General features: G+C 43.0%; 26 protein-coding genes and 1 tRNA gene. 14 read left to right on the forward strand and 13 right to left on the reverse strand.

Annotation, left to right across the window (positions count from 1 at the left end):
* Positions 1-44 precede the first annotated feature (44 nt).
* Entirely contained in the window at positions 45-527 is a 483-nt protein-coding gene (coaD, locus tag GSF13_RS22070; protein WP_010374242.1) for a pantetheine-phosphate adenylyltransferase, read from the forward strand.
* Positions 524-1,882 (forward strand): capsule assembly Wzi family protein, encoded by a 1,359-nt coding sequence (locus GSF13_RS22075; RefSeq protein WP_211867110.1) that lies wholly within the window; start codon positions 524-526, stop codon positions 1,880-1,882. The genes coaD and GSF13_RS22075 overlap by 4 nt, the downstream gene beginning before the upstream one ends.
* A 191-nt stretch (positions 1,883-2,073) precedes the next feature.
* Here GSF13_RS22075 and GSF13_RS22080 read toward each other — a convergent pair whose 3' ends face one another.
* The 7 genes from GSF13_RS22080 to argC form a co-directional block, all read right to left on the reverse strand.
* Complete coding sequence (locus GSF13_RS22080) at positions 2,074-2,529, reverse strand: hypothetical protein (RefSeq protein ID WP_227386823.1); 456 nt, start codon at positions 2,527-2,529, stop codon at positions 2,074-2,076.
* Positions 2,530-2,595: 66 nt separating this feature from the next.
* Positions 2,596-2,754, reverse strand: a complete 159-nt coding sequence (locus GSF13_RS22085) for a hypothetical protein (RefSeq protein WP_167310205.1) — start codon at positions 2,752-2,754, stop codon at positions 2,596-2,598.
* A 177-nt stretch (positions 2,755-2,931) separates the two neighbouring features.
* Positions 2,932-4,797, reverse strand: coding sequence for an argininosuccinate lyase (argH, locus tag GSF13_RS22090; protein ID WP_206473040.1), 1,866 nt, complete (start codon positions 4,795-4,797; stop codon positions 2,932-2,934).
* A 14-nt stretch (positions 4,798-4,811) separates the two neighbouring features.
* Entirely contained in the window at positions 4,812-6,023 is a 1,212-nt protein-coding gene (locus GSF13_RS22095) for an argininosuccinate synthase (RefSeq protein ID WP_010607125.1), read from the reverse strand.
* A gap of 11 nt (positions 6,024-6,034) precedes the next feature.
* Complete coding sequence (locus GSF13_RS22100; protein ID WP_010374249.1) at positions 6,035-6,955, reverse strand: ornithine carbamoyltransferase; 921 nt, start codon at positions 6,953-6,955, stop codon at positions 6,035-6,037.
* Between the two features lie 9 nt (positions 6,956-6,964).
* Positions 6,965-7,744, reverse strand: a complete 780-nt coding sequence (argB, locus tag GSF13_RS22105) for an acetylglutamate kinase (RefSeq protein ID WP_010607124.1) — start codon at positions 7,742-7,744, stop codon at positions 6,965-6,967.
* On the reverse strand, positions 7,741-8,751 hold the full coding sequence (gene argC, locus GSF13_RS22110) for an N-acetyl-gamma-glutamyl-phosphate reductase (RefSeq protein WP_174170633.1): 1,011 nt from the start codon (positions 8,749-8,751) through the stop codon (positions 7,741-7,743). Before argC ends, argB begins: the two co-directional genes overlap by 4 nt.
* A gap of 177 nt (positions 8,752-8,928) precedes the next feature.
* On the opposite strand from argC, the gene argE reads away from it, so the two are divergent.
* Positions 8,929-10,077 carry an acetylornithine deacetylase gene (gene argE / locus GSF13_RS22115; protein ID WP_174170582.1) on the forward strand — a complete coding sequence of 383 codons (1,149 nt, stop codon included), beginning with the start codon at positions 8,929-8,931 and terminating at the stop codon, positions 10,075-10,077.
* Between the two features lie 64 nt (positions 10,078-10,141).
* On the opposite strand, the gene GSF13_RS22120 is transcribed toward argE, so the two are convergent.
* Both GSF13_RS22120 and GSF13_RS22125 read right to left on the reverse strand, forming a co-directional pair.
* A complete protein-coding gene (locus tag GSF13_RS22120) occupies positions 10,142-10,357 on the reverse strand; it encodes an IS3 family transposase (RefSeq protein ID WP_174170581.1) in 216 nt (71 codons plus the stop codon).
* 89 nt (positions 10,358-10,446) lie between these two features.
* A complete protein-coding gene (locus tag GSF13_RS22125) occupies positions 10,447-10,743 on the reverse strand; it encodes a DDE-type integrase/transposase/recombinase (RefSeq protein ID WP_174170580.1) in 297 nt (98 codons plus the stop codon).
* Positions 10,744-11,770: 1,027 nt separating this feature from the next.
* Here GSF13_RS22125 and GSF13_RS22130 point away from each other — a divergent pair.
* Genes GSF13_RS22130 through GSF13_RS22140 form a run of 3 tightly spaced genes read left to right on the forward strand, consistent with a single transcriptional unit; the run spans position 11,771 to position 13,381 of the window.
* Entirely contained in the window at positions 11,771-11,968 is a 198-nt protein-coding gene (locus tag GSF13_RS22130) for a hypothetical protein (RefSeq protein ID WP_211867111.1), read from the forward strand.
* Positions 11,969-12,000: 32 nt separating this feature from the next.
* Positions 12,001-13,167 (forward strand): reverse transcriptase family protein, encoded by a 1,167-nt coding sequence (locus GSF13_RS22135; protein WP_211867112.1) that lies wholly within the window; start codon positions 12,001-12,003, stop codon positions 13,165-13,167.
* Positions 13,160-13,381 (forward strand): retron Se72 family effector protein, encoded by a 222-nt coding sequence (locus tag GSF13_RS22140; RefSeq protein ID WP_211867114.1) that lies wholly within the window; start codon positions 13,160-13,162, stop codon positions 13,379-13,381. Before GSF13_RS22135 ends, GSF13_RS22140 begins: the two co-directional genes overlap by 8 nt.
* Positions 13,382-13,559: 178 nt before the next feature.
* On the opposite strand, the gene groL is transcribed toward GSF13_RS22140, so the two are convergent.
* The 3 genes from groL to GSF13_RS22155 form a co-directional block, all read right to left on the reverse strand.
* Complete coding sequence (groL, locus tag GSF13_RS22145; RefSeq protein WP_010607119.1) at positions 13,560-15,206, reverse strand: chaperonin GroEL; 1,647 nt, start codon at positions 15,204-15,206, stop codon at positions 13,560-13,562.
* A 50-nt stretch (positions 15,207-15,256) separates the two neighbouring features.
* Positions 15,257-15,544 carry a co-chaperone GroES gene (locus GSF13_RS22150; protein ID WP_010368755.1) on the reverse strand — a complete coding sequence of 96 codons (288 nt, stop codon included), beginning with the start codon at positions 15,542-15,544 and terminating at the stop codon, positions 15,257-15,259.
* Positions 15,545-15,700: 156 nt separating this feature from the next.
* The gene (locus tag GSF13_RS22155; RefSeq protein WP_017217203.1) at positions 15,701-16,213 is read right to left on the reverse strand and encodes an FxsA family protein; all 513 of its coding nucleotides are present in this window, start codon (positions 16,211-16,213) and stop codon (positions 15,701-15,703) included.
* Between the two features lie 129 nt (positions 16,214-16,342).
* On the opposite strand from GSF13_RS22155, the gene cutA reads away from it, so the two are divergent.
* From cutA to GSF13_RS22195, 8 genes are all read left to right on the forward strand, one after another.
* A complete protein-coding gene (cutA, locus tag GSF13_RS22160; protein WP_211867116.1) occupies positions 16,343-16,663 on the forward strand; it encodes a divalent-cation tolerance protein CutA in 321 nt (106 codons plus the stop codon).
* Complete coding sequence (locus GSF13_RS22165; protein WP_206473037.1) at positions 16,663-18,489, forward strand: protein-disulfide reductase DsbD; 1,827 nt, start codon at positions 16,663-16,665, stop codon at positions 18,487-18,489. Before cutA ends, GSF13_RS22165 begins: the two co-directional genes overlap by 1 nt.
* A gap of 194 nt (positions 18,490-18,683) precedes the next feature.
* Positions 18,684-19,145, forward strand: coding sequence for a type II 3-dehydroquinate dehydratase (gene aroQ / locus GSF13_RS22170; RefSeq protein ID WP_174170577.1), 462 nt, complete (start codon positions 18,684-18,686; stop codon positions 19,143-19,145).
* Positions 19,146-19,164: 19 nt separating this feature from the next.
* Positions 19,165-19,638: an acetyl-CoA carboxylase biotin carboxyl carrier protein gene (gene accB / locus GSF13_RS22175; RefSeq protein ID WP_174170576.1), complete on the forward strand. Its 474-nt coding sequence runs from the start codon at positions 19,165-19,167 to the stop codon at positions 19,636-19,638.
* Between the two features lie 20 nt (positions 19,639-19,658).
* A complete protein-coding gene (gene accC, locus GSF13_RS22180; RefSeq protein ID WP_010368767.1) occupies positions 19,659-21,005 on the forward strand; it encodes an acetyl-CoA carboxylase biotin carboxylase subunit in 1,347 nt (448 codons plus the stop codon).
* 483 nt (positions 21,006-21,488) lie between these two features.
* A tRNA-Ile gene (locus GSF13_RS22185) sits at positions 21,489-21,565 on the forward strand.
* A gap of 331 nt (positions 21,566-21,896) precedes the next feature.
* Entirely contained in the window at positions 21,897-23,012 is a 1,116-nt protein-coding gene (locus GSF13_RS22190) for a Fic family protein (protein WP_211867117.1), read from the forward strand.
* A 596-nt stretch (positions 23,013-23,608) separates the two neighbouring features.
* The gene (locus GSF13_RS22195; protein ID WP_211867119.1) at positions 23,609-24,355 is read left to right on the forward strand and encodes a hypothetical protein; all 747 of its coding nucleotides are present in this window, start codon (positions 23,609-23,611) and stop codon (positions 24,353-24,355) included.
* A gap of 43 nt (positions 24,356-24,398) precedes the next feature.
* Here GSF13_RS22195 and GSF13_RS22200 read toward each other — a convergent pair whose 3' ends face one another.
* Positions 24,399-25,460 carry a DUF6765 family protein gene (locus tag GSF13_RS22200; RefSeq protein ID WP_211867121.1) on the reverse strand — a complete coding sequence of 354 codons (1,062 nt, stop codon included), beginning with the start codon at positions 25,458-25,460 and terminating at the stop codon, positions 24,399-24,401.
* Positions 25,461-25,484 lie beyond the last annotated feature (24 nt).

Consider the following 25,484-nt stretch of genomic DNA (forward strand, 5'->3'; position numbering starts at 1 on the left):
AAAAACCTTGTTACCATACAAAAAAATTCAACATAATTACGCTTATGAAAGTCATCGCCCTCTACCCTGGCACATTTGATCCCCTCACTAATGGACATGAAGACTTAATCAAACGTGCAGCAAAAATGTTTGATACCGTGATCTTGGCAATTGCCCATAACCCAAATAAACAGCCTTGTTTCTCACTAGAGCAACGTGTTGCTTTGGCTGAAGAAATTTTAAAGTCACATAAAAATGTAAAGGTGATTGGGTTTTCAGGATTACTCGTTGATTTAGCGAAAGAGCAAAAAGCCAACGTGCTGATCCGCGGTATTCGCGCGGTGTCTGACTTTGACTATGAGTTCCAGCTGGCCAATATGAATCGCCGTTTACATCCCGATTTGGAAAGCGTATTTTTAACGCCATCTGAAAAGAATTCATTTATCTCGTCAACTTTAGTAAAAGAAGTTGCGCTTCATAAAGGCAATGTCAGTGAATTTGTTCACCCGCTGGTTGCCAAAGCTTTAGAGGAAAAACTACACGGATGAAAAAGTGCCTATTATCCCTAGCCGTATTGGTTGGTACTTATGCGCACGCTTCACCTTGGATAGAGGTGTCGCAAAGTGAGCTTAAACACAGCATAGATTTACTGGTTGCAGAAGGCGTGATAAATCGCCCAGTTAATCAATATCCTCTGCTGTGGAGCGGCATTGTTAATGACCTTGCTGCTATTGATGACGGAAATCTTTCTGAAACTGCAAGTTTTGCATTGGCACATTTACGCCATGCACTAAAACAAGCAAAAAGAGAAAGATACAGTAGTGTAAAAGCACATTTTAACGGTGCTGAAGAGCGCTCAACAGGCTTTGGTGAACGTCAAAATGAACGTTCTGGCTTACGTACTTATGGCGTTATTACCGGCGGTGCTGTTAGCGCTAAAGTTGCGGTTAACTACGCAGATGAAGGCCAAGATGGAAAATACGTTAATCACCACGGCAGCCACCTTGCAGTGCTGTTTGGTAATTGGTCTCTCAGCGCTGAGCGACTCAGTTACTGGTGGGGACCGAGCAACGAAAATGCGCTGATGCTTTCAAACAACGCAGCACCAATGAAGGCGGTTCGCTTGAGTCGTGCCAATAATAACTATATTGGACCGAGCTTTTTCTCTTTCGTTGGTCCTTGGCAAGTGACGGCTATTATGGCAAAACAACGCCCGAATATAGCCAGTAAAAAGGATGGCGATTTTTGGGGGTTTAGAGCGGCCGCTTTTCCAATTCAAGGGCTAGAGCTTGGCTTTAGTACAACATCCAGCGACTTTGTTTATCAACAACAAAACCTTGAAAGCGAAAAGCAAACGCAACGCCTCACCAGCGTTGACTTCAAATACTCCACTCGGATAGCAAGTCAACCACTCGCTTTATACGGTGAGCTTGCAGGCAATAACGACAGTGGTGCATTACCAAGCAATCCAATGTACACCCTAGGTATTGAAAGTTATTGGGGTGGTAAAGACTATCGCCTTAAAAGCTTTATTGAATATTCAGATACAAGCATTGATTGTAAAGACGAGCTAAAGCTCGCGCTTTGCCCAAGAGACAATACCGTGGATTCAGCGAACTACCGTGAACGCGACCTCTGGCTTGGAGCAAGCTCGGGATTGGACGCTAAAAACCTCACTTTCGCGTTAGATTACTTCAGCACAGATGGCATTGGTGCTTATGCCAAACTGAAGCGAGTTGAATTTGACACATTAGACGTTGAGCGAAACCAGCTTGAGCTCGGTTACCAACAAGGTGTGTTTGGCGCGCTTGCAAAAATAGGCGTAAAAGCATGGCAAGATAAGTCTCAGGAAGAAGACGAAAGCCACGCAGCACTTAAGTTGAGCGTGGAATATCAGTTTTAACGAGCGGCCATCGCCGCTCTATGATCATGGCGTATAATCCAAGAAGATCTTTAGGAATAAGCAAAACGACAATTAAAAGCTAATCGGTTATATACATTCCGATAGTGTATAACCAGTAAGCACAAAAACAGCAAAACGAACACAACACACTGATAAGTAAGTAAAAAACAGAGTTTAAATCGACTAAATTTTCAAGCTACCCTAGCTCTCACATTACTTATAGCCCATTTAATACCTAACCAATCTTTATTGACTAATAAAGAAGCAACCATAATAAAGTCCACAGAAATCACTATGTATGAGTATAAATACCATAAGAACCAGCGTGTTACATTTTCATAAATATATGTATCTATAAACATAAAGAAGAACATTAAAGTATTAATAACCAAACCTACCGTAATATATAAAACGCCAACTTCGAGCTTTTCATCTTTAAAAAAAGTATACGCGACTAGAAAAAGAATCAATAAGGTAAAGAGATCAAACAAAGCAAATATTCCGTGAATAGCCGTATTGTAGCTATCAGAAGCAATGATAAAATCACTTACAAAGTAGGAGGTAAATAACAGGATAGAAGCAAAGAGTAGCTGTAAATTTTTCTGGACTTTTAGTATATAAAAAAATAGATGTAGCAGTGAGGCCATCAAGAAGCCCCATATTACAAGGGCTCCTATACTCATACCAAAAAAGTCATAAATTAACATTAATCATTAGTACGGTTCTTTAGACCCAGGCGGAATTATTGCACTTCCACGTGCGCCAGATACCATCTCAAGTTTACTTACAGATTGAATCACCTTATCAGAAAGTGGCTTTGCTTGACCAGTTGTTTTAGCTTGATTTTTTCTCGCTAGGATTGTTTTTATCATGAAATTTCCCTCAATATTTACAAATTAGTCTTAACTCTAAAAGTGAGTCATCTAAAAATTATCGAGATTTACTTAGCACGAAACACGCCAACATTTATTAAATCAATTTCAATCGGTTAATTTACATACAGAAAGAGCGCTTACTAGCGCTCTTTCTGATTCTGTAAAAGCTTAGTGTTAAGCCACAAATTTACATGGAATACTTAAGCTAGATGTTTGTTTTATAATGAAATCCATCGCAATTTCATCACAGTTATCTTTGCGCAAACACAACTCGCAGTCTTTCATCACTTTTTCAGGCAAGCTATCTTTGGTACAATTGTTAAAACCTTGTTTCATAAAGAAGCCAGGCACTCTAGTTAGCACAATAATACGGTTGAGTGCCAATTTTTTGGCTTTCACCAGTAAATGCTCGACTAAAAGTTGCCCCTGTCCCTTTATTTCGCTCTCGGGATTTACACCCAAAGAGCGAATTTCAGCAAGCCCAGTGTCGTAAATATACAAAGATGCACATCCTGTCACCCTGCCACCGACCTCTGTTACCGCAAACTCATTGATACTATGGATCATATCACTTTTCGCTCGCGGTAGGTTCTCACCTACTTTAGCCCAATATTGGATCAGTCCGGCAATGGCTTCAACATCATCTAAATTGGCATCACGCACTAGGATTTTTTGCTTTTTTTTTGCCGTTTTAATGGCATTGGTCACTTGTGGCAATGAGGTGCCGCCTAATGCTTTACGAGCGGCAATACAAGCGTCAATTTCTAGTACCGGGTAGACATCCTCTGCAATTACTGCGCTGACTTGCTGGAATTCTTCTAAGCTCAGATCCTCGAGGTTTTGCCCCTTACTAATTGCTAACTGCACTAATTCACCGACGATGTGATGGCCTTCCCTAAACGGTATTCCCTTAGCAACGAGATAATCAGCAAGCTCTGTCGCATTGGCGTGACCACCTTTTGCAGCCGCTAACGTCTTATCACCATTAACCTTAATGCCTTTAACGCATGCTTCAGCCATATGAATACACGCAAGCCAAGTTGGCATGGCATCAAATAGGCCTTCTTTATCTTCCTGCATGTCTTTGTTGTAGGCCAAGGGCAAAGCTTTAAGCGTCATCATCATGCCGCTAAAGGCGCCAAAAACTCGACCTGTTTTGCCACGGATCAACTCTAAGGCATCAGGATTCTTTTTCTGTGGCATCAAGGATGAGCCGGACGTCACGCTGTCGGCCAAATCAATAAATCCAGATTCACCAGAGTTGTAAAAGATCAAATCCTCTGCAAAACGAGATAAATGCATCATCGAAATAGACGCACAACTGAGTAGCTCAACCACAAAGTCACGATCAGAGACCGCATCTAAACTATTACGAGAGGCTTCTCTAAAGCCAAGGTTTACAGCTAACATTTCACGGTCGATAGGATAAGCAGTCCCCGCTAGTGCACCTGAGCCAAGTGGGCACACATTTAACCTTTCAAGCGCATCATTTAAGCGCGACTCATCACGCTCAATCATCTCAACGTAGGCCATACACCAATGACTAAAGAGCACGGGCTGAGCACGCTGTAAATGGGTGTAGCCTGGCAATATAGTACCAAGCTCCTGCTCTGCGAGTACCACAAGAGCTTGCTTGAGTGAACTCAGTGCCACAAGCAATTGCTGCGCCGTTTTCCGGCTCCACAATCTAAAGTCTGTGGCTACTTGGTCGTTACGGCTTCGACCTGTGTGCAGCTTTTTACCTAAATCACCCACTTTGTCGATAAGTTTAGCTTCAACATAAGAATGAATATCCTCATGTCCCGCGGTTGCTACACTGCGCGGATCAGCAATCACTTCATCCAAAAGCTGTTTCAGCGCTGAGATGATCTGCTGATGTTCGCTTTCAGTTAATACATCTACTTGCTTTAGCGCACCCGCCCAAGCGATAGAGCCAACAATATCTTGCTCTGCCAATTGATAATCAAATGGCAGAGAATCATTAAATTGCTTAAATGCCTCATCAGGACCTGATGAAAAACGGCCGCCCCATAATGCCATCTCGTTCTCCTACCTTAAGATTGCTTTTGCTTGTTTAACGCCGCTATCCGGCTAGATAGTGAGAATAGACGAATGAATCCCTCCGCATGAGATTGGTCATATACGTCATCTTCACCAAATGTGGCAAAATCTTCGCTGTATAAGCTATTGATTGATTGCTTTTGCACTGCATGTACATGGCCTTTATAAAGCTTAAGTACCACCTCACCAGTTGCCTGCTGTGCGAAAGACTCTGCGGCAGCTAGAATTGAATCTTTCAGTGGGGTAAACCAACGACCGTCATAGACTAAGTGTGCAAACTCTTCGCTAAGCGCGGTTTTCCATTTACGACAAGATTTGTCTAAGATCAGCTCATCAATCGCTTGTAACGCAGCCATCATCACAGTGCCTCCCGGTGTTTCATAACAGCCACGAGATTTCATGCCGACCAGGCGGTTTTCAACGATATCCACACGACCAACACCGTGCTGCGCTGCAATCTCGTTTAACTTAACTAGGCACTGATAAGGGCTGTAGCTCTCACCGTTAACACCGGTGATTTCACCCTTTTCGATTAATACCGACACATATTCAGGCTGATCCGGAGCTGCTTCTGGAGAGTTAGTCATGGTCCAAACCTGATCGCTTGGCTCATTCCATGGATCTTCCAATTCGCCACCTTCGTGAGAAATATGCCAAGCATTGGCATCACGACTGTAAATTTTGGTGGCAGAGGCTGCACAAGGGATATTACGCTCGGCCAAATAGTCAAGCAAAGATTCACGACTTGATAGTGACCATTCACGCCATGGTGCAATCACTTTAAGGTCAGGCGCAAGCGCTGAGAAGCAAGATTCAAAACGCACCTGATCATTCCCCTTGCCTGTACAACCATGCGAAAGTGCATCCGCGCCAACTTTACGAGCGATTTCAACTTGTGCTTTGGCGATAATAGGACGCGCCATCGAAGTACCCAGTAAATATGTCCCTTCATAGATAGCACCAGTTTTAAGAGTTGGATAAATATAGTCGCTAACCATTTCTTCTTTTAAGTCGACGATATGGCACTCAGAGGCACCCGATGCGATTGCCTTTTCTTCAACCCCAACCAGTTCTTCTTCACCCTGACCTACATCGGCAACAAAGGCGACAACTTCACAACCGTAGTTCTCTTTTAACCATGGCACAATCGCTGATGTGTCTAATCCACCAGAGTAAGCCAGTACCACTTTTTTAATCTTGCTCATGTTCTTTAACCTCAAACGTAATCTTTGTTTAACAGCGATACCAGCAATGCGTTTTGGGCATGCATGCGGTTTTCAGCTTGTTGAATAATTTTTGACTTTGGCCCGTCCATCACTTCGGAAGTAATTTCAAACTCACGATGTGCTGGCTGGCAATGCAAAATGGTTTGTGCGCCACACGCTTCAACCAATTGTTGGTTGATTTGATATGGCATAAAGGTGTCTTTCACCTGTTCAATTGGCGTTTTATTCCCCATCGAAACCCAAGTATCAGCGTAGAGCACATTGGCACCAGCCGCCGCTTCTACCCGATCACTGACCAGAACTGAGGCGCCATTTACCGCCGCAATTTGTTCAGCTTGCTTTACAATCTGTGCATCTGGAGAATGACCTTTAGGACAAACCGCCACAAAATCAGTACCTAACGTTGCCGCAAGCAACATTAATGAATGTGTTACGTTGTTACCTTCACCGAGATAAGCGATTTTGATCTGACTGACATCGTCGTAAGTTTCAAATAAGGTGAGAAAATCAGCCAACGCTTGGCAAGGGTGATATAAATCACATAGGCTATTCACAACAGGCACCGACGAAAACTCAGCGAGCGTCTCAAGCGTGCTATGGTGATTTACGCGGGCCACAAGGCCATCGGCCCAAGTAGAAATATTAAGCGCAAAATCTTTTACGGATTCACGCGCCCCCATTGCACCGTTTTGCTGATCTAAATACACAGCATGGCCGCCCAGTTTATGGATACCGATATCGAACGACAGCCGCGTTCTTAAGCTCGGCTTTTCGAATAACGTGACAATCGATTTGCCTGCTAAGGCTTGGTTATATTCTTGCGGTTGATTTTTAATATTTTTTGCAAGCTTTAATAAGTTCAAAACGTTAGTTTGGTCTAATTCCAAACCAGTTAAAAAATGCTTAGTCATGGTGTTTTCCTACGGCAGAATTTGTGTACCTACGTGCTCACCATTGAGCAACGCAATTAAATTTTCTGGCTTTTGCCAGCTAGAGATGTACACCCCTCGTCGTAAGTGTTGGGCAGCGTGAAGACTGGTCTTAACTTTGACCTCCATCCCGCCCACAATGACCTTTTGCGCGATTAACGTTGAGATCTGTTCCGCGTTAAGTTGATTTAATGGCTGTTTATCGCCATCAAGTACCGCCTCAACGTCAGTCATAAAAATAAGTTCTGCACCAAGCTTACTGGCGATAGCTGCTGCTGCTTCATCCGCATTCACGTTGTATAAATGGCCGTCAGCGCCAATACCAACTGAACTAACAACAGGTAACCTGTCAAACTCCAACACCGCTTCAAGCATGCCCCCTTCACTCGCTTCACAGCTACCCACACGGCCAAGCGCTTTAAGCTTTTGAGTTGTGGTAAATCCTGCATCATATAAGCACAGCCCAACGGGCTTGAGCGTGGCGGTAATGGCATCCGCCATCAGTTGCTTGTTAGCACAGCCTGCAAGTGCACCAACAATATAGGGCATTTGCTCTTGCGGACTGATCCGCAGTCCTTGATGTTTTGCAGTAGCAAAACCAGCATCGGTCAGCCATTTATCAACCAGCGCCCCGCCACCATGAACAATCACAAACTGCTTGTGTGGTGCGTCCTGTTGAATTTGCTTGATAGCTGAAAACAATGCTTGCGCTGCACCCTCTTGATTCAACACCGCACCACCTAGTTTTATCACCCAAGTTTGTTTGCTCATGCTGATACTCCTAAACCTTGATAATGCTCAAGTCCCGCCGCCAAGTTCATACATTGTAATGCTTGGCCTGCAGCCCCTTTAAGCAAGTTATCAATCGCGACAACCACGATCAGTTGATTGCCCTTTTGCTGCCAACCAATATCAACAAAAGGCTGATTTTCAACGGCTTTGATTGATGGAAGTTGACTCCCCTTTAATCTGATCAGCGGCTCATCGGCAAGCACTTGGTAAGCGGCATCGACTTGATTTGGTGTGACATTTTCTTTCAGAGTGACGTAGATCGTTTCCAAGATACCACGCTTAAAATTCCCTAAATGCGGCGTAAACAACACTGGGTGCTCAAGGTACTTTTCTATTTCTGGACTATGTCTGTGCGTAAACAAACCGTACGGTGCAAGAGATACTTCGCAAAAGTGTGTGGCGACATTCGCTTTTCTACCTGCGCCAGTAACACCTGAAACAGCATTGATGATAACTGGCTGCTCTGTTATCAGATCAGCTTGTTGTAATGGCTTAAGTGCATTGAGTGCCGCAGTCGGATAACAGCCCGCGACCGCCACCAACTTCGCCGTTTTAATAGCATCGCCGTACCATTCAGCTAGTCCGTATTGCGCTTGCGCTAACCAGTCTTGATGCGGGTGAGAAAAGCCGTAGTAATTTTCGTAGTCTTCATTGCTAGATAAACGGTAACCTCCAGATAGGTCAAAAACCCGTTTCCCCATCTGTAAAAATATCGGTGCAAGCTCTACGCTAACCTTGTGATCCGTGCATAAACACACATAATCCGATGATTGCTCTATCAACGAAAAAGCTTGCTCATTTAAGGGTTGCAGCTCAATATCTAGCAAGCCCGAATATTCTGGATATAAATCGCTGATGAATTTGTGTTTGTCTAAGCTTTGCTCAGATACAAAGCAATGTGCAAGTGTGAAGGCAGGATGCTTGGCAACCAGCTTAGCAAGCTCAGCGCCACTGTAGCCGCTCGCTCCGATTATAGATACTTTCAACATAGTGTTCTCAAGATTAAAAAAGTTTGATTAGGGTTGGTTCTGCTAATTGTTGAAGTCAAATCGTCGCATTGCTGTTCCAGAAATATATTTATGCTAAAAAAGTGAATTGATATTCACTCTAAACATCTTTATATTTTTATGCAAGAACTTTGAATAAGTATTTTAGGAATTTTTATGAAATTGCCCGCTTTTATGGAAATGTATCAGCAACTGATCGCCGCGCCATCTATCAGTGCATTAGAAGAAAGTCTCAACATGAGTAATCAGAATGTGATCCAGCTACTCGCACAGTGGTGCGAAACGTTAGGATTTACTGTCGAAGTAACAGAGCTTGAACATGCAAAAGGAAAATATAATCTAATTGCAAGACGAGGTAATGGCGATGGTGGATTAATGTTGGCCGGCCACACGGATACCGTGCCATTCGACGATAGCCGCTGGCAATTTGATCCTTTTAAATTAAGCGAGCAAGATAATAAATTATATGGTCTTGGAAGTATTGATATGAAAGGTTTTTTTGCTTTCGTATTGAATGCAATCTCAGAGCTTGATGAATTACAGCAAAGTGCTCCTATCATGATTTTAGCCACCGCCGATGAAGAAACCACCATGGCTGGCGCTCAGGAAATTGCTAAACATCCAAGCTTGAAGCCGGCGCGCTGCGTTATTGGTGAACCCACCGATATGGTGCCGGTATTTACCCACAAAGGCCATATGACGACCGCCATCCGTATAGTTGGTCGTTCAGGCCATAGCTCAGATCCAGAGCGTGGCTTAAATGCTATTGAAATCATGCATCAGGTGATTGCAAATTTATTAAAATTAAGAGAAGAATTAAAGAATAAATATTCAACTCCACATTTTGCTATTCCTTACCCAACTTTAAACCTTGGACACATTCATGGCGGCGACAATGCCAACCGTATTTGTGGCTGTTGTGAACTACATATTGATATGCGCCCTTTGCCTGGTCTGAGCATCAAAGAACTACAAGCCATGCTCACGGCAGCTGTAGCACCAATCAATACACATTATCCGAATAGCGTCTCGGTTATAGATATGCACGAACCTATTCCGGCTTTTACCGGCTCGACGGATTCTGCTTTGGTGAAAATGGCTGAGCGCCTGTCAGGACAACAAGCAATTGCTGTAAACTATTGTACCGAAGCACCATTTCTACAACAGCTAGGCTGCGAAACTATCGTCATGGGCCCAGGTTCAATTAATCAAGCACATCAGCCAAATGAATATCTCAATATGGAAAAAATAAAACCATCTCAAGCGATTATTAAAGCGCTAATCAAAGATTGCTGCTTTAGTTAAACATTCCGAACGAACAAGAAAAGCCACCTTAGCTGAAGTGACCCATTAAAGTTGGACATTTCTATTATGCGACTTCCAACGCCTGATTCCGGTATTCTACCGGAATCAGGCCTTTTAATTTGACCTTAGTCCGATCGTTATTGTAATAATCAATATATTCATCAATGCATGCCATAAGTTGCTCGGCACTGTCAAAGTAGTGACCATGGTACATTTCTGATTTTAAAAGCGTGAAGAAATTTGCAGCCACTGTATTATCAAAACAATTTCCTTTTCTCAATACACTCCGATTAATTTTTTATTTTTCAAAATCTTATGACAACCATGGTGCTGGAATTGCCACCCTTGTTCGCTATGTAGAACCAAGGTTCATACCTGACTTAATTCACTCATCGCTTTATCTAGCATCTCAGTCACGAGATGCAATTTAGGTGTGGTCGCGACAGTATGGCTAACGATTTCTTGATTAAATAAATCGATAATAGGAGATAAATACATTTTTTCACCTGCCACTTTACATTCTGTCACATCGGTCATCCACTTTTCATTTGGTTTAGTCCATGTGAAGTTTCGATTCATGATATTTGGTGCAATACGTCCAACCAACCCTTTATATGAACGATATTTCTTCGGCCTTACAGTCGATTTTAACCCTAGTTTTGCCATTAAACACTGAACCGCTTTATGATTAAGTAGATACCTTCTTTACGCAAAACATAATGAATACGCCAACAACCATACCGAGCATTTAAAGTCTGCGGAATTTTCATAATCAGAGGTAAAATGAAGATGAACCATGGATTATATAAACAGAAGTCCAATACCTAATCAGTCTAAAACTGATAGAAAACTCTTGAGTCGATGATTCACCATCAAGACAACGCTGTGCGATGCACAGCTTTAATTCTCTGATGTATGTAGACATAAAATAACCCCCAATGTTGGTGTCCAACTATTGGGGGTCAGTTCAAACTGCTAGATTTTTTCTAAAGCGTGTAGTGCTTAGGAGATGATGTTTTACATCATGCCGCCCATACAGAGGTTAAGCTTTTGTTTCTATTAAATTATTAACATGGGAAAAAGTGGTGATACCCCACTTTATACCCCTAGGGTGAAATAAAGGTATTCAGCTTTCCAAGTTTGAGTGAATCTCTTTAGTGTTACAGTAAAATCACTTCAACAGCGGCTAGCTGAAGATCTTCATCAAGGTAACATCGATATTAGCTAAGCAGCAGTCATTGTGCTTGACCCACACTTCTCAAGCTACCAATTCATTTTTTGGATATGACCCTGCTTCGGTTGCTCTTTTAAATAAGAAAGAGCATTACTGATAGTGTTTTATTCTGATTATGAAAAAAGTGTTAAATAATTTATCTTTTTTCCTTGAAGTAATTACCAGCATAGTATATTGTTTAATCGCCTGATGGCTAGTGGGTGATATACGCCCATTTGCTTTTTTATTGGGGTGCACATTTTTATAGAAAATCGACGCTCTTAAATGAGCGACCACTTTATTGTGGTCTAGACCCAGCTCCTGCAACTCTCTAATGAGTCCTGCAGCCATGTAAAACCATGGGGGCGCATACGGCGACCGTTGTCTGGCGAAAAGTTAGAAGTCTGCTCAAATGGTTAATTAATTTATTTCTATATTTCTTCCTTGGTCTGGCAATTTTAACCAAAACAGGAGAAGAAAATGCTGTTAAAGCTATCTTGCACCATTAAAACCAATGAAACAGAGCTATCCTTTTTTGCAGAGTTTAGCTCGGATAAGCAAGTTGACCTGAGTTCACCCGATAAAAAGTCACTGGTTTCAGGGCTTTTTGAGGTGATTACATGGGTATCACATGCCTTTGCAATTTATGAAATGCTTTGCGGAGGTTTGCCTATGTAAAGACTTCTTTCCTTTTTTAAAAGGAAGTTTTTATGGATAAACCCTATTACCCCCATAAACCGATAGGTTCTGTTGCTATTCTGGCAAATACCTTAGGGATTACTGAGCTTAAACTTAGGGCAATAGCATCAGATTCAGATAACTCATACACTGAGTTTCTAATATCTGATGGAAAGAGAACTGTCTGTGAACCTAAGTTTGAACTCAAGAAACTACAAAAAAGAATAAACCGCAGAATTTTTGAGAAAGTACAGTACCCTGAATACCTCCAAGGTGGAATTAAAAGCACCTCAAAACGCGACTATGTCCAAAATGCTCTTATTCATTCCAAAGCCACAACTTTAATCAGTCTCGATATCAGACGTTTTTTTGATAATGTAAAAGAATCGTATGTATATGATGTATATAAGTACTTGTTCAAATTCCCCGATGAGGTAGCTGAGTTGTTGGCTCGTGTAACGACATACAGGGGAACATTACCTCAAGGCGCTTGTACTTCTACCTATCTGGCTAATCTCATCTTTTTTAATAGTGAATATAGAGTGGTTTCAATATTAAGGGGACGAGGAATATCATATTCACGTTTACTAGATGACGTAACGTTATCATCCGGTGAAAATCTCAAGAAAGAAGAGGTGACTAACTCAATCAAAGAAGTTATTGACCTTTTTAAGAAATATGATTTACGGCAGAACAATAAAAAGCTCAAGGTTGAATACCGTGACACACCTAATGGAGATTTTTGTGTTACTGGCCTTTGGGTGGAGCATAGTACGCCCAAGTTGAAGAAAAAGGAGAGGAAGTACATTAGGCAACTTGTTTATGAAACAGAAAAGCTGTATCGAACTGACCGAACTAGCGAGAAGTACCATGAATTGTGGGGCAAGGCCTCAGGAAAGGTTGCAAAATTGAATAGACTTGGTCATAAGCAAAGTGACAGCTTAAGACAGAGGCTATCGAATATACTCCCTGAATTTGATAAATATACTACGAAAAAGATAGTAACTATTCATTACAGGCTTCTTAGTATCCCCAAAATAAAGCATAAACGGATAGATGTTGCGAAGCAATATAATAAGCAGCTACATAAATTAGGCATTCTGTCTCGCACAAATAAAACTTTAGCGAAAAAGCTCAGAATGGCATTAAAGCAACACTTTAACCAAGTTACAACAATAGAAAGGTATTGGCATGACTAACGAAATAGAATTCGGTATTGTAACTACATATGACACATTTAAAGGCTTTGGGTTTATCAGAAGAAGCAAGGGAAAGGATGTATTTTTTCACTACCAAGACTTAGCCGAAAAAATAAAGGAACCTTCTCCGGGAGATAAATTGAAATTTAAGGTAGGTAAGAAACCAAAAGGACCATATGCATACGAAATTTCAATTATTGAAGTAGAGGAGTAAACCCTCAACTATCTACCTGTGGGTAATCTACTCTTCTCCAAAAACAGCACATGGGCGTTAAATCGACACCCCACTTTATACCCCTAAAATGATGACGATTGAGCAAATTTCAGGCACAAAAAAACCCTAACATCAATGTGTTAGGGTTTTTCTAAAAAGCGATTTGGACCGATTTTTACTACATCATGCCGCCCATACCACCCATTCCGCCCATGCCGCCCATATCTGGAGCAGCAGCTTCTTCTTTCGGAATCTCAGCAACCATCGCTTCTGTAGTGATCATTAGACCAGCAACTGATGCTGCAAATTGTAGTGCAGAACGCGTTACTTTAGTTGGGTCTAGGATACCCATTTCGATCATGTCGCTGTATTCGCCAGTTGCAGCGTTGTAACCGTAGTTACCTTCGCCAGCTTTAACTGCGTTAACCACAACTGATGCTTCGTCACCTGCGTTTGAAACGATTTGACGAAGTGGTGCTTCCATCGCACGAAGTGCCACTTTAATACCGTGGTTTTGGTCTTCGTTGTCACCAGTTAACGACTCAAGCTTGCTCGCTACGCGAACTAGCGCAACACCACCACCAGGTACTACACCTTCTTCAACCGCTGCGCGAGTTGCGTGTAGTGCATCTTCTACGCGGTCTTTTTTCTCTTTCATTTCAACTTCAGTTGCTGCGCCAACTTTGATTACTGCAACACCGCCTGCAAGTTTTGCCATGCGCTCTTGTAGTTTCTCTTTGTCGTAGTCAGAAGTTGCTTCTTCGATTTGTGCTTTGATCTGAGATACGCGACCATCGATTGCTTCTTGCTCGCCAGCACCGTCGATGATAGTTGTGTCATCTTTAGTGATAACCACGCGCTTAGCTGTACCTAGGTCTTCAACCGTAGCTTTCTCAAGCTCAAGGCCAATTTCTTCAGAGATAACTGTACCACCAGTTAGTGTCGCGATATCTTGTAGCATTGCTTTACGACGGTCACCAAAGCCAGGTGCTTTAACCGCTGCAACTTTCACGATACCACGCATGTTGTTTACAACTAGAGTTGCCAGTGCTTCACCTTCAAGGTCTTCAGCAATGATTAGTAGCGGCTTGCTTGTTTTAGCAACAGCTTCTAGTGTAGGAAGAAGTTCACGAATGTTAGAGATCTTCTTGTCTACTAGAAGAATATGTGGGTTATCTAGCTCAACTTGGCCTTTTTCAGCGTTGTTGATGAAGTAAGGTGATAGGTAACCACGGTCAAACTGCATACCTTCAACTACATCTAGTTCGTTCTGTAGTGATTGGCCTTCTTCTACAGTGATAACACCAGACTCGCGACCTACTTTTTCCATTGCTTCTGCAATGATGTCACCAATCTCTTTATCAGAGTTAGCTGAAATCGTACCAACTTGTGCAATCGCTTTTGCGTCTGAACAAGGCACTGAAAGCGTTTTTAGCTCTTCAACAGCAGCGATAACTGCTTTGTCGATACCACGCTTAAGGTCCATTGGGTTCATACCCGCAGCAACTGACTTAAGACCTTCGTTCACGATAGCTTGAGCAAGTACAGTTGCAGTTGTAGTACCGTCACCCGCTGCGTCATTCGCTTTAGACGCAACTTCTTTAACCATTTGTGCGCCCATGTTCTCGAACTTATCTTCAAGCTCGATCTCTTTCGCAACAGATACACCGTCTTTAGTGATAGTTGGTGCGCCGAATGACTTTTCTAAAACAACGTTACGGCCTTTAGGACCTAGTGTTACTTTTACTGCGTCTGCTAGTACGTTTACGCCTTTTAGCATTTTTGTACGAGCGTCACCTGCAAAACGAACTTCTTTAGCTGCCATGTTATAAATTCCTCTTAAATTCTGTTGTCGATTAAACTAAAAAGTATTAATTATTCTACGATGCCTAAGATGTTATCTTCACGCATGATCAGGTACTCTTGACCTTCGATCTTTTCAGTTTTTTCGATGTAAGAGCCGAACAACACTGTGTCGCCTGCTTTTACTTGTAGTGCTTTAGTTTCACCATTGTCCAACACGCGGCCGTTGCCTACTGCAACTACTTCACCACGTGAAGACTTTTCAGCTGCAGAACCAGTTAACACAATGCCGCCAGCTGACTTTGTTTCTTCTTCAAGACGCTTAACAATGACGCGATCATGTAAAGGACGAATGTTCATTTATATAGTTCTCCTAACAGTTTCTGAACAATGACAGAAATAATGCTTTTTTAAGGCGCTGTTACATCCACAGGCTGTGGTTAACACACGCAATTTTAATTGCTTTCATTTATGGGGATGGGCAAATTAAAACCCAAGAGAAAAAACCAAAAAAATTTAGTCTTTTCTTTCGTATTCACCTTCAATCGTTGTTGAAGAATTTCTACCCGATTGATTTTTAAATGGATCTCTAATTTCTTCCTGCTGATCCGCACGCTCGTCGCGTGATTGATTAGCAAACGGTGACTGACCTGAGTGCATGCCTGTTTGCACTCTTACGGTGGCATGGGCTAAAAGCGACTGCGCCAGCTTTTTTCTAACGGCTGGGGTTAACAGTAAAAAACCTAATACATCGGTCATGATCCCAGGCGTCATCAATAGCACACCGGCAATGATCACACACAAACCGGTAAATAAATCTTGTGCAGGCAATTGCCCACGAGACATCTGTTGCTGTACGTTGACATAAGCGCCAAGACCCTGCTGTTTAACCAGTCTTGCCCCTAAAATGGCGGTACCAATTACAAGCGCAATGGTAGCAAAACCGCCTATCACCTCGCTGACTTGGATCAGCAAAGCAATTTCAATAATCGGAATAGCGATAAACAAAATAAATAAGAATCTAAACATACTTTCTCCAAATCTACGAAAGATAAATATGGGTGCAAAGGTCTTAATTCAAGCGATACAAGTAAGACGCTTTAGAAAAGAGGAGCTATCCGCTAAGATGCCATTACTAACCCTAAAATGGAAATGGCAATGGGCGTAAGATATAAACTCGTCTTATCTACATGCGATTCGGTTGCAGAAGCGCGTAAAATTGCAACGCAACTTGTAACGCAAAAACTTGCAGCTTGTGTGAACCTAATCTCGGCAGTGGAATCTATTTATGTTTGGGAAGGTCGGGTTGAACATGCACAAGAGACCAAGCTGTTAATCAAGACAAAATCCGAAAAACTAGAGCAAGTGATGGCCGCTATTCGCGACTTACACAGTTATGATGTCCCAGAAATTCAAGTCGTGGACGTCACCAGCGGCAACTTAGCTTATTTCAAATGGATGGACGAGGTATTATTGTAATGCGACTCTTAGTAGTTCTTTTCTCATTGCTGATGTGGTTTCCCGCGCAAGCAAACAATGCGGTGCTAGACAGCTTACTGGCTCCTAAACAACAGACTTTTTTACCAGTAAAAGAAGCATTCAAGTTCGATTTTGACCAGCAAGGCAACACCTTGTTTGTGGGTTGGGACATCGCCGACGGCTATTACTTATATAAGAAGAATCTTCAAATTATCGCCAAACAAGCCGACATCCAAGTGCCAGAGCTTGAATCAGGCAAGATGATTGAAGATGAGTTTTTTGGTCGCACTGAAGTCTACTTTAATAACTTATCTGTTATCTCTAGGCTCAGTAATATCGAGCAAGGTGCAATCGTAAAAATACGCTATCAGGGCTGCGCAGAAGCTGGGCTTTGCTACCCGCCAGAAATTGTTGAAGTGCCGTTAAGCACGATTGCAGGAGAAAAGCCAAAGACCACGTCAACCAAAGCTCCTGAAACAAAAACTCCTGAGACAAAAGCAGAAGTTCAAAGCGACATCGCGCCTGTAGATAACGATAATTTGTCTTTCACTGAGCAGCTAATGCAGCGCAGCTTAGTTGCGAATATTTTGACTTTCTTTGGCCTTGGTATTGGCCTTGCGTTTACCCCTTGTGTATTCCCGATGTTCCCGATTTTGTCGAGCCTCATCGCCGGTCAACAAGGCCTTTCGACTAAAAAAGCCTTCAGTTTGTCTTTTGTTTATGTGCAAGGTATGGCGGTCACTTACGCGGCGCTTGGGTTAGTCGTTGCGTATTTTGGTGGCCAAATTCAAGGCTACTTGCAGCATCCCGCGGTACTTATCAGCTTTAGTATATTGTTCGTCGCACTCGCGCTATCTATGTTTGGGGTTTACGAAATTCGTTTACCTAGCGGCATGATGGATAAACTCACTCAGCTCAGTAACAAGCAAAAAGGCGGCAATTACTGGGGCGTATTCATTATGGGTGTACTATCTGGACTTATTGCATCGCCCTGCACCACGGCTCCACTTTCCGGCGCGCTATTATTTGTCGCGCAAAGTGGTGATTATGTAGTGGGCGCGGTAACACTATATGCACTTAGCTTGGGCATGGGCCTACCGCTATTACTACTAGGTACCTCAGGTGGAAAATTACTACCAAAAGCAGGTGGCTGGATGGATCAGGTCAAAACGCTATTTGGTTTTGTGATGCTCTTCGTACCGCTTATCCTTTTAGAGCGCATACTCGATGCGACAGTGATTGTCTCACTTGCCGGTGGCCTCGCCGTAGCAACAGCACTCTACTTGCATTATTGGCAAAGCCAATTACAGGCAGGAAAAGGTAAAACCACATTGTGGGGCTTTGCGATCACCCTGTTCATTGTTGGCTTATACGCATTAAAAACAAGCTTGTTTCCTGCACCTACAGCTGTTGTAAGTACTGCATCGACTCAAGCAGAGGCCGTTACCGGAGAGCAGAAGTTTAAGCTACTACCTGACTTAGCCGCGCTTAAAGTCGCCGTTGCTGAGGCCAATGCTAAAGGCAAAGTGCCTATCGTTGATTTATACGCAGAGTGGTGTGTTGCGTGTAAAGAGTTTGAAAAATACACTTTCCCGAAACCTGAAGTACAAGCACAGTTCAAAGATTATGAGCTATTAAAGCTCGACTTGACCAAAGCCAATGACAACACCCAAGAGATCATGGAAGCATTCACGGTGTTTGGTTTACCGACTATTTTAATCTTTGATAGCCAAGGTAATGAGATGCCAGCACACCGCATCACAGGCTTCTTAGATGCAAAAGACTTTGCTGCCCACCTAGAAAAGGCCAAGCAGGACGCAAAGTAACCATTTTAGGGGCAAGCTTGTTTGCCCCTCTCCCTTCTGATTAGACCAGTATTTTGCTGCTATTTACCTCGAACTCTCTATAATACTCCACGAAATGGAGAAATATTTGCTATTTGCTGGAATTCGGCTTAAGTTAACAAGCCATACAGTCTAAATTTTTGGCTAATGCTTTAGTTAAAGGAAGTTCGCGTAATATGTCTGCAAAATTAAAGATTTTATTAGTAAACGGCCCTAATTTAAATATGCTAGGTCGCCGTGAGCCGCACAAATACGGCACGCAGACTCTCAACGAAATTGTTGACGCATTAACTGAATATGCAGAAGCACAGCAAGTCAGCTTGTCACACATTCAAAGTAATAGTGAAGCGCAGCTAATTGAGGCTATTCACGCTCAATATGAACAATGCGATGCGATTATCATTAATCCTGCCGCATTTACCCATACGAGCATTGCCCTTCGAGACGCTTTACTCAGTGTGGACATCCCTTTTTATGAAGTACACATCACCAATGTGTACGCCAGAGAGCCATTTCGTCACAAGTCTTATTTTTCTGATGTGGCGGAAGGCGTGGTATGTGGATTAGGCGCGTTGGGCTATCGTGCTGCATTTGATGCAGCGTTAGCGCAATTGCGAAAACAAAATAACTCAAATTAACTAACAGGCGGGTCATTGTATGGATATTCGCAAGATCAAAAAACTTATCGAGCTAGTAGAAGAATCAGGTATTGCAGAGCTAGAAATCACTGAAGGTGAAGAGTCAGTACGTATCAATCGCCACAGCAGTGCACCAGTTTATGCACAACCTCAACAATACATGGCAGCTCCAGCGGCACCTGCACCAGCAGCACCAGCGGCACCAGCGGCGGCTCCTGCAGCAGTAGAAGCAGCACCAGCAGAAAGCAGCGCACCAGCAGGTCACCAAGTTAAGTCTCCTATGGTTGGTACTTTCTACACCGCTTCTTCTCCAACAGCAGCGGCATACGTTGAAGTTGGTTCAAAAGTAAATGTTGGCGACACACTTTGCATCGTTGAAGCCATGAAGATGATGAACCAGATCGAATCAGACAAAGCTGGTGTAGTGAAAGCAATCCTAGTTGAAAACGGTGAGCCAGTAGAATTCGACCAACCGCTATTCATCATCGAATAATTACGCAGAAGGTCAACGTTATGTTAGATAAAGTAGTCATTGCAAACCGAGGTGAAATTGCACTTCGCGTATTGCGTGCCTGCAAGGAGCTAGGTATTAAGACGGTTGCTGTGCACTCAACAGCTGACCGCGACCTAAAACACGTTCTTCTTGCAGATGAAACCATTTGTATCGGAAAACCTGCGGCAAGCGAAAGCTACCTTGATATTCCTCGTATTATCGCAGCGGCAGAAGTCACTGACGCGGTTGCTATTCACCCAGGTTACGGTTTCCTTTCTGAAAATGCTGACTTTGCAGACCAAGTTGAGCAAAGTGGCTTTATCTTTATCGGTCCAAAGGGCGACACTATTCGCCTAATGGGCGATAAAGTATCAGCAATTGAAGCGATGAGAAAAGCAGGCGTACCTTGCGTGCCAGGTTCTGATGGTCCATTGACAGATGACAACGACCGCAATACGCAGATCGCTAAGCGTATCGGCTACCCAGTTATCATCAAAGCGGCTGGCGGCGGCGGTGGTCGTGGTATGCGTGTCGTTCGCAACGAAAAAGAACTTGCAAACTCTATCGCCTTAACACAACAAGAAGCGAAGCAGTTCTTCGGTAACGGTATGGTTTACATGGAAAAATTCCTAGAAAACCCACGCCATATCGAAGTTCAAGTACTCGCTGACGGTCAAGGCAATGCAATCCACCTAGGTGAGCGCGACTGTTCAATGCAGCGTCGTCACCAAAAAGTAGTGGAAGAAGCACCTGCACCAGGGATCACAGCAGAAATGCGTAAATACATTGGTGATCGCTGTACTCGTGCATGTATCGAGATTGGTTATCGCGGTGCAGGTACGTTTGAATTCTTATACGAAAACGGCGAGTTCTACTTCATTGAAATGAACACTCGTATTCAGGTTGAGCACCCAGTAACAGAAATGGTCACTGGCGTAGACTTAATCAAAGAGCAACTTAAGATTGCTGCTGGCCAACCGCTTTCTATCACACAAGAAGACGTGGTGATCCGTGGTCACGCAATCGAGTGCCGTATTAACGCAGAAGATCCAGAGAATTTTATCCCTTCACCGGGTAAAATTACACGCTTCCACCCAGCAGGTGGCCTTGGGATCCGTTGGGACAGCCATATTTACGCTGATTACACAGTACCGCCACATTACGACTCAATGATCGGTAAGTTAATCACTTATGGTGAGAACCGTGATGTTGCGATCGCTCGTGCTAAAAACGCACTGAATGAACTAGTGATTGACGGGATTAAAACCAATACCCCACTTCACAAAAAGATCTTGTCAGACGAGAACTTCCAAAACGGTGGCACGAATATCCACTACCTAGAGAAAAAACTAGGCATGCACCAATAACCTAATTCGTTCTCCTAAAAGAGGCCGGCCAATTGCCGGCTTCTTTTATCTCTGCCCTACTTCCAGCCAACCTTGCAGCTTGCTCATCTCGTGTTTGCAGTAAAAATCCAACCCGGCTCCTAAGTGGCTCGATTTTTTTCACCGTAAAACCAGACTAATACTTACCTCGCCATTTTAATGGTCCGCACAGCTCAACACCATAACCACTACAACATTGGCTTATTATTGAGCAATCAATCCATTCGCCCCGACTTTTTCACGTTTTAATAGTGACAAGCCTGTTAAAAATTTTTATACTGCCTGCGCTTTCAGTGATTTACCTTTAAATCACTACAGCAAATAGCCCTATAGCTCAGTTGGGTAAACTTTCAAAGAAAGTTTACGTCGAGGAAGCGAAGGGATATTAGCGCAGCGACCCTGAGTGTTGAATCCGAGACCGGAACCAAGCTTCATGGACGAATATAACGCGCAAAAACACAAAATGGCCCTATAGCTCAGTTGGTTAGAGCGCACGACTCATAATCGTTAGGTCCCTGGTTCGAGTCCAGGTGGGGCCACCATTTCACCCTAAAAAAGCCTTTAAAATCAAAGCCTAAATCTAAGATTAAGAAGTGTTTAACTTTTTTACACTATAATGCGTTACCCTAAGCAAATTCTTTTATCTATCAAACTCTGAAATAGCACTTTTAAATCTGGATGGATTGTTTCAATCTGCTTTATCGTTTTATCTTTCACTGCAGAGGCTTTTCGATCGATATTCAAAAGCCAGACTAACGGATTACTCCCTTATTCTCTTAGCCTTTCATCTAGTCGATTCATGATGTGATTGCCCGATTTAATCACATCATGTTATGATTTGATTAAGAGGGTTTTCGCATCATAGGTATGAAAATGTGGATTTGGGAACAAGTTCGGTGGCCCAATTTTACTTGGGACAAAGATAAAATCGAGCCTCAATTAAGAAGCGTCCGTTTACATCAAGGGGTCCTTCTAGGAAAAGTGCTCAGCCAAACAGCAAACCACAAGCAAAGCATGTTGGATACCTTACTTGCAAACATTGTTCATTCGAGTGCTATCGAAGGCGAAAAGCTAAATGCCTTTTCGGTGCGCTCATCATTAGCGAACAAACTCGGATTATCTGAAGAAAGGCCATTTCCGACTTCCGCTCGTACCGATGGCCTTGCTGAAATCATGCTGGACGCAGTGGATAACTTAGAGGTGCCATTGTCGATAGAGCGACTCTTGCATTGGCACAAGCGCCTTTTTGTAGAAGACGATACATTGTTCAATTCAGTTGTTGGCGGCCAACTGCGCGGTGACGAACCAATGCACGTTGTATCGGGTAGACTTGATAGGCCAACAGTCCATTTTGAAGCACCGGGACGAGAACTTCTTGATCGTGAGTTAGGCGTATTTATTTGTTGGTTTAATGAGTCGCGCATACAACCGAGTTTAGATCCCCTACTTAGAGCTGGAATTGCGCACCTCTGGTTTGTCACTTTACATCCATTTGACGATGGTAACGGCAGGCTCACTCGTTTATTGACTGATTTAGCGCTTGCTCAAGCTGAGCGCCAATCAGTCCGGTTTTATGCAATGTCGGTTTCTATCTTGGCTCGACGAAAAAGCTATTACGACATATTGGAGCAAACTCAAAAAGGCTCGTTAGATATAACTGACTGGCTGGTCTGGTTTTTAGATACATTAGATGAAACTTTTGCTCAGGTGCTTCAAGAGATTGATAAGACAACAATCAAAACAAACTTCTGGCGTAATATCAACCAAACTCAGCTAACCGCAGAACAAGTTAAGGTGCTTAATAAAATGCTTGATGGTGAGTTCGAACAAGGCATCAACACCTCACAGTACCATAAGGTAGCAAAAGTGAGTAAGCCAACCGCGACACGCCACTTAACTTGGCTGGTCGAATTAGGGTGTTTGGTTAAAAGCGAAGCTGGTGGGAGAAGTACTCGATATACATTGGCGCAAATGGAAGTCGATAAATAGATAAGTCGGTTTCAAGCAAGTTGCTGTCGTTGATTTGTATGCGAGGGCTGACCCCTCGCATGTTTAAAGTTGGGCAGAATATTAAAGCCAAGAAAGAGCGTGAATCGAACGTTGATAAAGCCAGTATTTGCATGCAATGCAGCCTAATTTAGCGAGTGGTGCACTTCGGGGTTGAATTCGCGCTTAAGCTTACGCCTAACTTCTTGCTCATCTTTTCTATTCATTTAAAACCTCAACTAACACATTATAAATATACAGAAATGTGTCAGCCAAGGTCTAAAGATTCACAACTTACAACTGGAAAAGCCATAAGCGCATAAAGCTTTTTACCTAATGTTGGCGAATAGAAATGATTTTCCCATATCAACATACTGTCCACTTCCTCTCTAATAACTAGAACCTCCACCCACTTGAACTCCATTCATCTAACGTTAGCTAAACTCTATGTATTTATATCCTTATCACGTACCACTCCAAATAGTAGTTGCAGCAATTAGATAGTTGCCAAAACCAGAAAAATCAAAAAGTTGCATGAAGTTACATTTACCTTATATTGAGACTGAATAAAAAATAAACACAACTGTAAAGGAAAGACTATGGTTACATTCAACACTCGACTGCTTGCGATGGTATTGGCTTGTAGTTCCACTTCTGTTTTGGCTACACAGGTATTTTATGATCAGGATGGTGCGGGAGATCATTCGCAGTATCAGGGCGCACCTGTTGATTTTATCTCAGCTCGTGCAGGCACAACTGAGTTCTTTAATGCGCTCACGGGCGGCTTAGCGGCGGATGAGTGCCATCAATTTGAAGTGGTTAATACACAAACCGGCGATTTGATTGCTCCTCTCACATTCAACGCGCCCTTTATTTCTGGCCCACTGCCTGCGGAGCATAAGCTGACAGAAAAGTCGGTTAAACTCAGCTGCACGTTACCCTCAGGTGAAGAGGCGATTGTTTATCACAAGATACCCAAGGCTCCCGCCGTTGTATGGCACAGTGAAATCACAGTGGCTGATTGGCAAACGCCGAGCAATGGCCCAGGGTATTTTGCGGATGTTCAATATACCGGCTTGATTAATATTAATAACAACTCGCACCAAGGCCAGTGCCGCAAAGCCAATTATGTCAGTGGTAACCCAGAATTTTTCAATGAAAGACATCAAGGTGGATTTTATAGTGATGTCTTGAATGTTGTCGGTGAGGCTAAATACAGTGGTTTTTATAAAGTGCTGGTGACGGAATTAATTTGTAAAAACTCGGGTGGTACGACTCGCCTTGTCGAAACTTGGCATATAAACCAAAACTCACAATCCCGTGAGCTTTCTTCCGAGCTATTTTAAACACAAGAATAGTGCAGCCTAGCTGCACTTACTTTACTGAAGTTTAGCTCACACAAATTCCGTATTTGGGCAGAATATCATCAATGACACAGAGGCGATGCTTTTTGGCTGCATCGTGAAAATACTTCCAGTTAGAAGTTAGGAATTCACTGCGAAATGAATAGCTATCGTCATCACCTTTAGCACGGGTTGTACCTAGCGCTTGGTGTTTCCACGACCCTTCACCTTTGGCAATGTAAGTTAGGGTATAACTTCCAAGCCCAAATCGGTTAGCTTCGATGGCATCAAGCCACAGTTGATGACGTTCTTCACCATCATCCATATCAAATTCAGCAAAGCACTGCGCTATCTCTTGCTTTAATGACTCACTCAAGCCACTGATAGCCTCGCCTCGATAGTCTTGATAGACTTTGCAAAGCTCATCGGCCGCGACCAGAAAATCGCTTGGATTATCTCGCACCACTTTCTCGCCCAATCCGTTGAAGTAACTCCACTGCTGATGAGGCTGATCAGGGTGAGAAAGCGCCTGCCCATGTCCTAAACTTGGAATATCATCTTGAAAAACATCAGAAAAGTATTCGCTTATTCGCTCGCGCCAAGTCTCTTCTGCTTCACCATTCAAGTCCATTATTTCAGTCACTTCATTGACTTCATGCTGTATGCCAGCAAATCCCTGGTGGCCCCAAGTATCAATAAAGACATGAGAGGTGATACCAAGGCGGTGCAGTCCATAAGGCCTATGCTTATCTGCAATACACTCAGCGACCATATCTTTTGCTACATGGGAATGTGGCTTACACACTAGCTTTTGAATAAAGGTGCCCGACGGATTTTGCCCAGCAGGTAAACCGCCATTACCCGGTAGGAAATGAAAAGGTACCCACACTTTCATATTCTTTAAGCTGTCTAGGTTTTTATAATCGAGCATTTTATGAGCGGTTGCGATGCGCTCATAAGCAGCACCGTTATCAAACTTGATGTGACCATAGTTTGTTGCATCATCTACGTATTGTGCCGAGTGAGCAATAATTTCAGCCTCTTGGTCGGTGAATCCCGCCGCGCGTGCGACCACCCATGTCATGCCATGATGTAAATCAATTTGCATTTTTCGTTGTCCTTCTCTTTTCCT

It is taken from the genome of Pseudoalteromonas sp. M8 (assembly GCF_018141365.1).
GTDB lineage: Bacteria > Pseudomonadota > Gammaproteobacteria > Enterobacterales > Alteromonadaceae > Pseudoalteromonas.

Bases quoted from the DNA above. Each gene is read 5' to 3' on its own strand.
- coaD (WP_010374242.1), top strand. From the start codon at position 45: ATGAAAGTCATCGCCCTCTACCCTGGCACATTTGATCCCCTCACTAAT.
- GSF13_RS22075 (WP_211867110.1), top strand. From the start codon at position 524: ATGAAAAAGTGCCTATTATCCCTAGCCGTATTGGTTGGTACTTATGCG.
- GSF13_RS22080 (WP_227386823.1), bottom strand. From the start codon at position 2,529: ATGGCCTCACTGCTACATCTATTTTTTTATATACTAAAAGTCCAGAAA.
- GSF13_RS22085 (WP_167310205.1), bottom strand. From the start codon at position 2,754: ATGATAAAAACAATCCTAGCGAGAAAAAATCAAGCTAAAACAACTGGT.
- argH (WP_206473040.1), bottom strand. From the start codon at position 4,797: ATGGCATTATGGGGCGGCCGTTTTTCATCAGGTCCTGATGAGGCATTT.
- GSF13_RS22095 (WP_010607125.1), bottom strand. From the start codon at position 6,023: ATGAGCAAGATTAAAAAAGTGGTACTGGCTTACTCTGGTGGATTAGAC.
- GSF13_RS22100 (WP_010374249.1), bottom strand. From the start codon at position 6,955: ATGACTAAGCATTTTTTAACTGGTTTGGAATTAGACCAAACTAACGTT.
- argB (WP_010607124.1), bottom strand. From the start codon at position 7,744: ATGAGCAAACAAACTTGGGTGATAAAACTAGGTGGTGCGGTGTTGAAT.
- argE (WP_174170582.1), top strand. From the start codon at position 8,929: ATGAAATTGCCCGCTTTTATGGAAATGTATCAGCAACTGATCGCCGCG.
- GSF13_RS22125 (WP_174170580.1), bottom strand. From the start codon at position 10,743: ATGGCAAAACTAGGGTTAAAATCGACTGTAAGGCCGAAGAAATATCGT.
- GSF13_RS22130 (WP_211867111.1), top strand. From the start codon at position 11,771: ATGCTGTTAAAGCTATCTTGCACCATTAAAACCAATGAAACAGAGCTA.
- GSF13_RS22135 (WP_211867112.1), top strand. From the start codon at position 12,001: ATGGATAAACCCTATTACCCCCATAAACCGATAGGTTCTGTTGCTATT.
- GSF13_RS22140 (WP_211867114.1), top strand. From the start codon at position 13,160: ATGACTAACGAAATAGAATTCGGTATTGTAACTACATATGACACATTT.
- groL (WP_010607119.1), bottom strand. From the start codon at position 15,206: ATGGCAGCTAAAGAAGTTCGTTTTGCAGGTGACGCTCGTACAAAAATG.
- GSF13_RS22150 (WP_010368755.1), bottom strand. From the start codon at position 15,544: ATGAACATTCGTCCTTTACATGATCGCGTCATTGTTAAGCGTCTTGAA.
- GSF13_RS22155 (WP_017217203.1), bottom strand. From the start codon at position 16,213: ATGTTTAGATTCTTATTTATTTTGTTTATCGCTATTCCGATTATTGAA.
- cutA (WP_211867116.1), top strand. From the start codon at position 16,343: ATGGGCGTAAGATATAAACTCGTCTTATCTACATGCGATTCGGTTGCA.
- GSF13_RS22165 (WP_206473037.1), top strand. From the start codon at position 16,663: ATGCGACTCTTAGTAGTTCTTTTCTCATTGCTGATGTGGTTTCCCGCG.
- aroQ (WP_174170577.1), top strand. From the start codon at position 18,684: ATGTCTGCAAAATTAAAGATTTTATTAGTAAACGGCCCTAATTTAAAT.
- accB (WP_174170576.1), top strand. From the start codon at position 19,165: ATGGATATTCGCAAGATCAAAAAACTTATCGAGCTAGTAGAAGAATCA.
- accC (WP_010368767.1), top strand. From the start codon at position 19,659: ATGTTAGATAAAGTAGTCATTGCAAACCGAGGTGAAATTGCACTTCGC.
- GSF13_RS22190 (WP_211867117.1), top strand. From the start codon at position 21,897: ATGTGGATTTGGGAACAAGTTCGGTGGCCCAATTTTACTTGGGACAAA.
- GSF13_RS22195 (WP_211867119.1), top strand. From the start codon at position 23,609: ATGGTTACATTCAACACTCGACTGCTTGCGATGGTATTGGCTTGTAGT.
- GSF13_RS22200 (WP_211867121.1), bottom strand. From the start codon at position 25,460: ATGCAAATTGATTTACATCATGGCATGACATGGGTGGTCGCACGCGCG.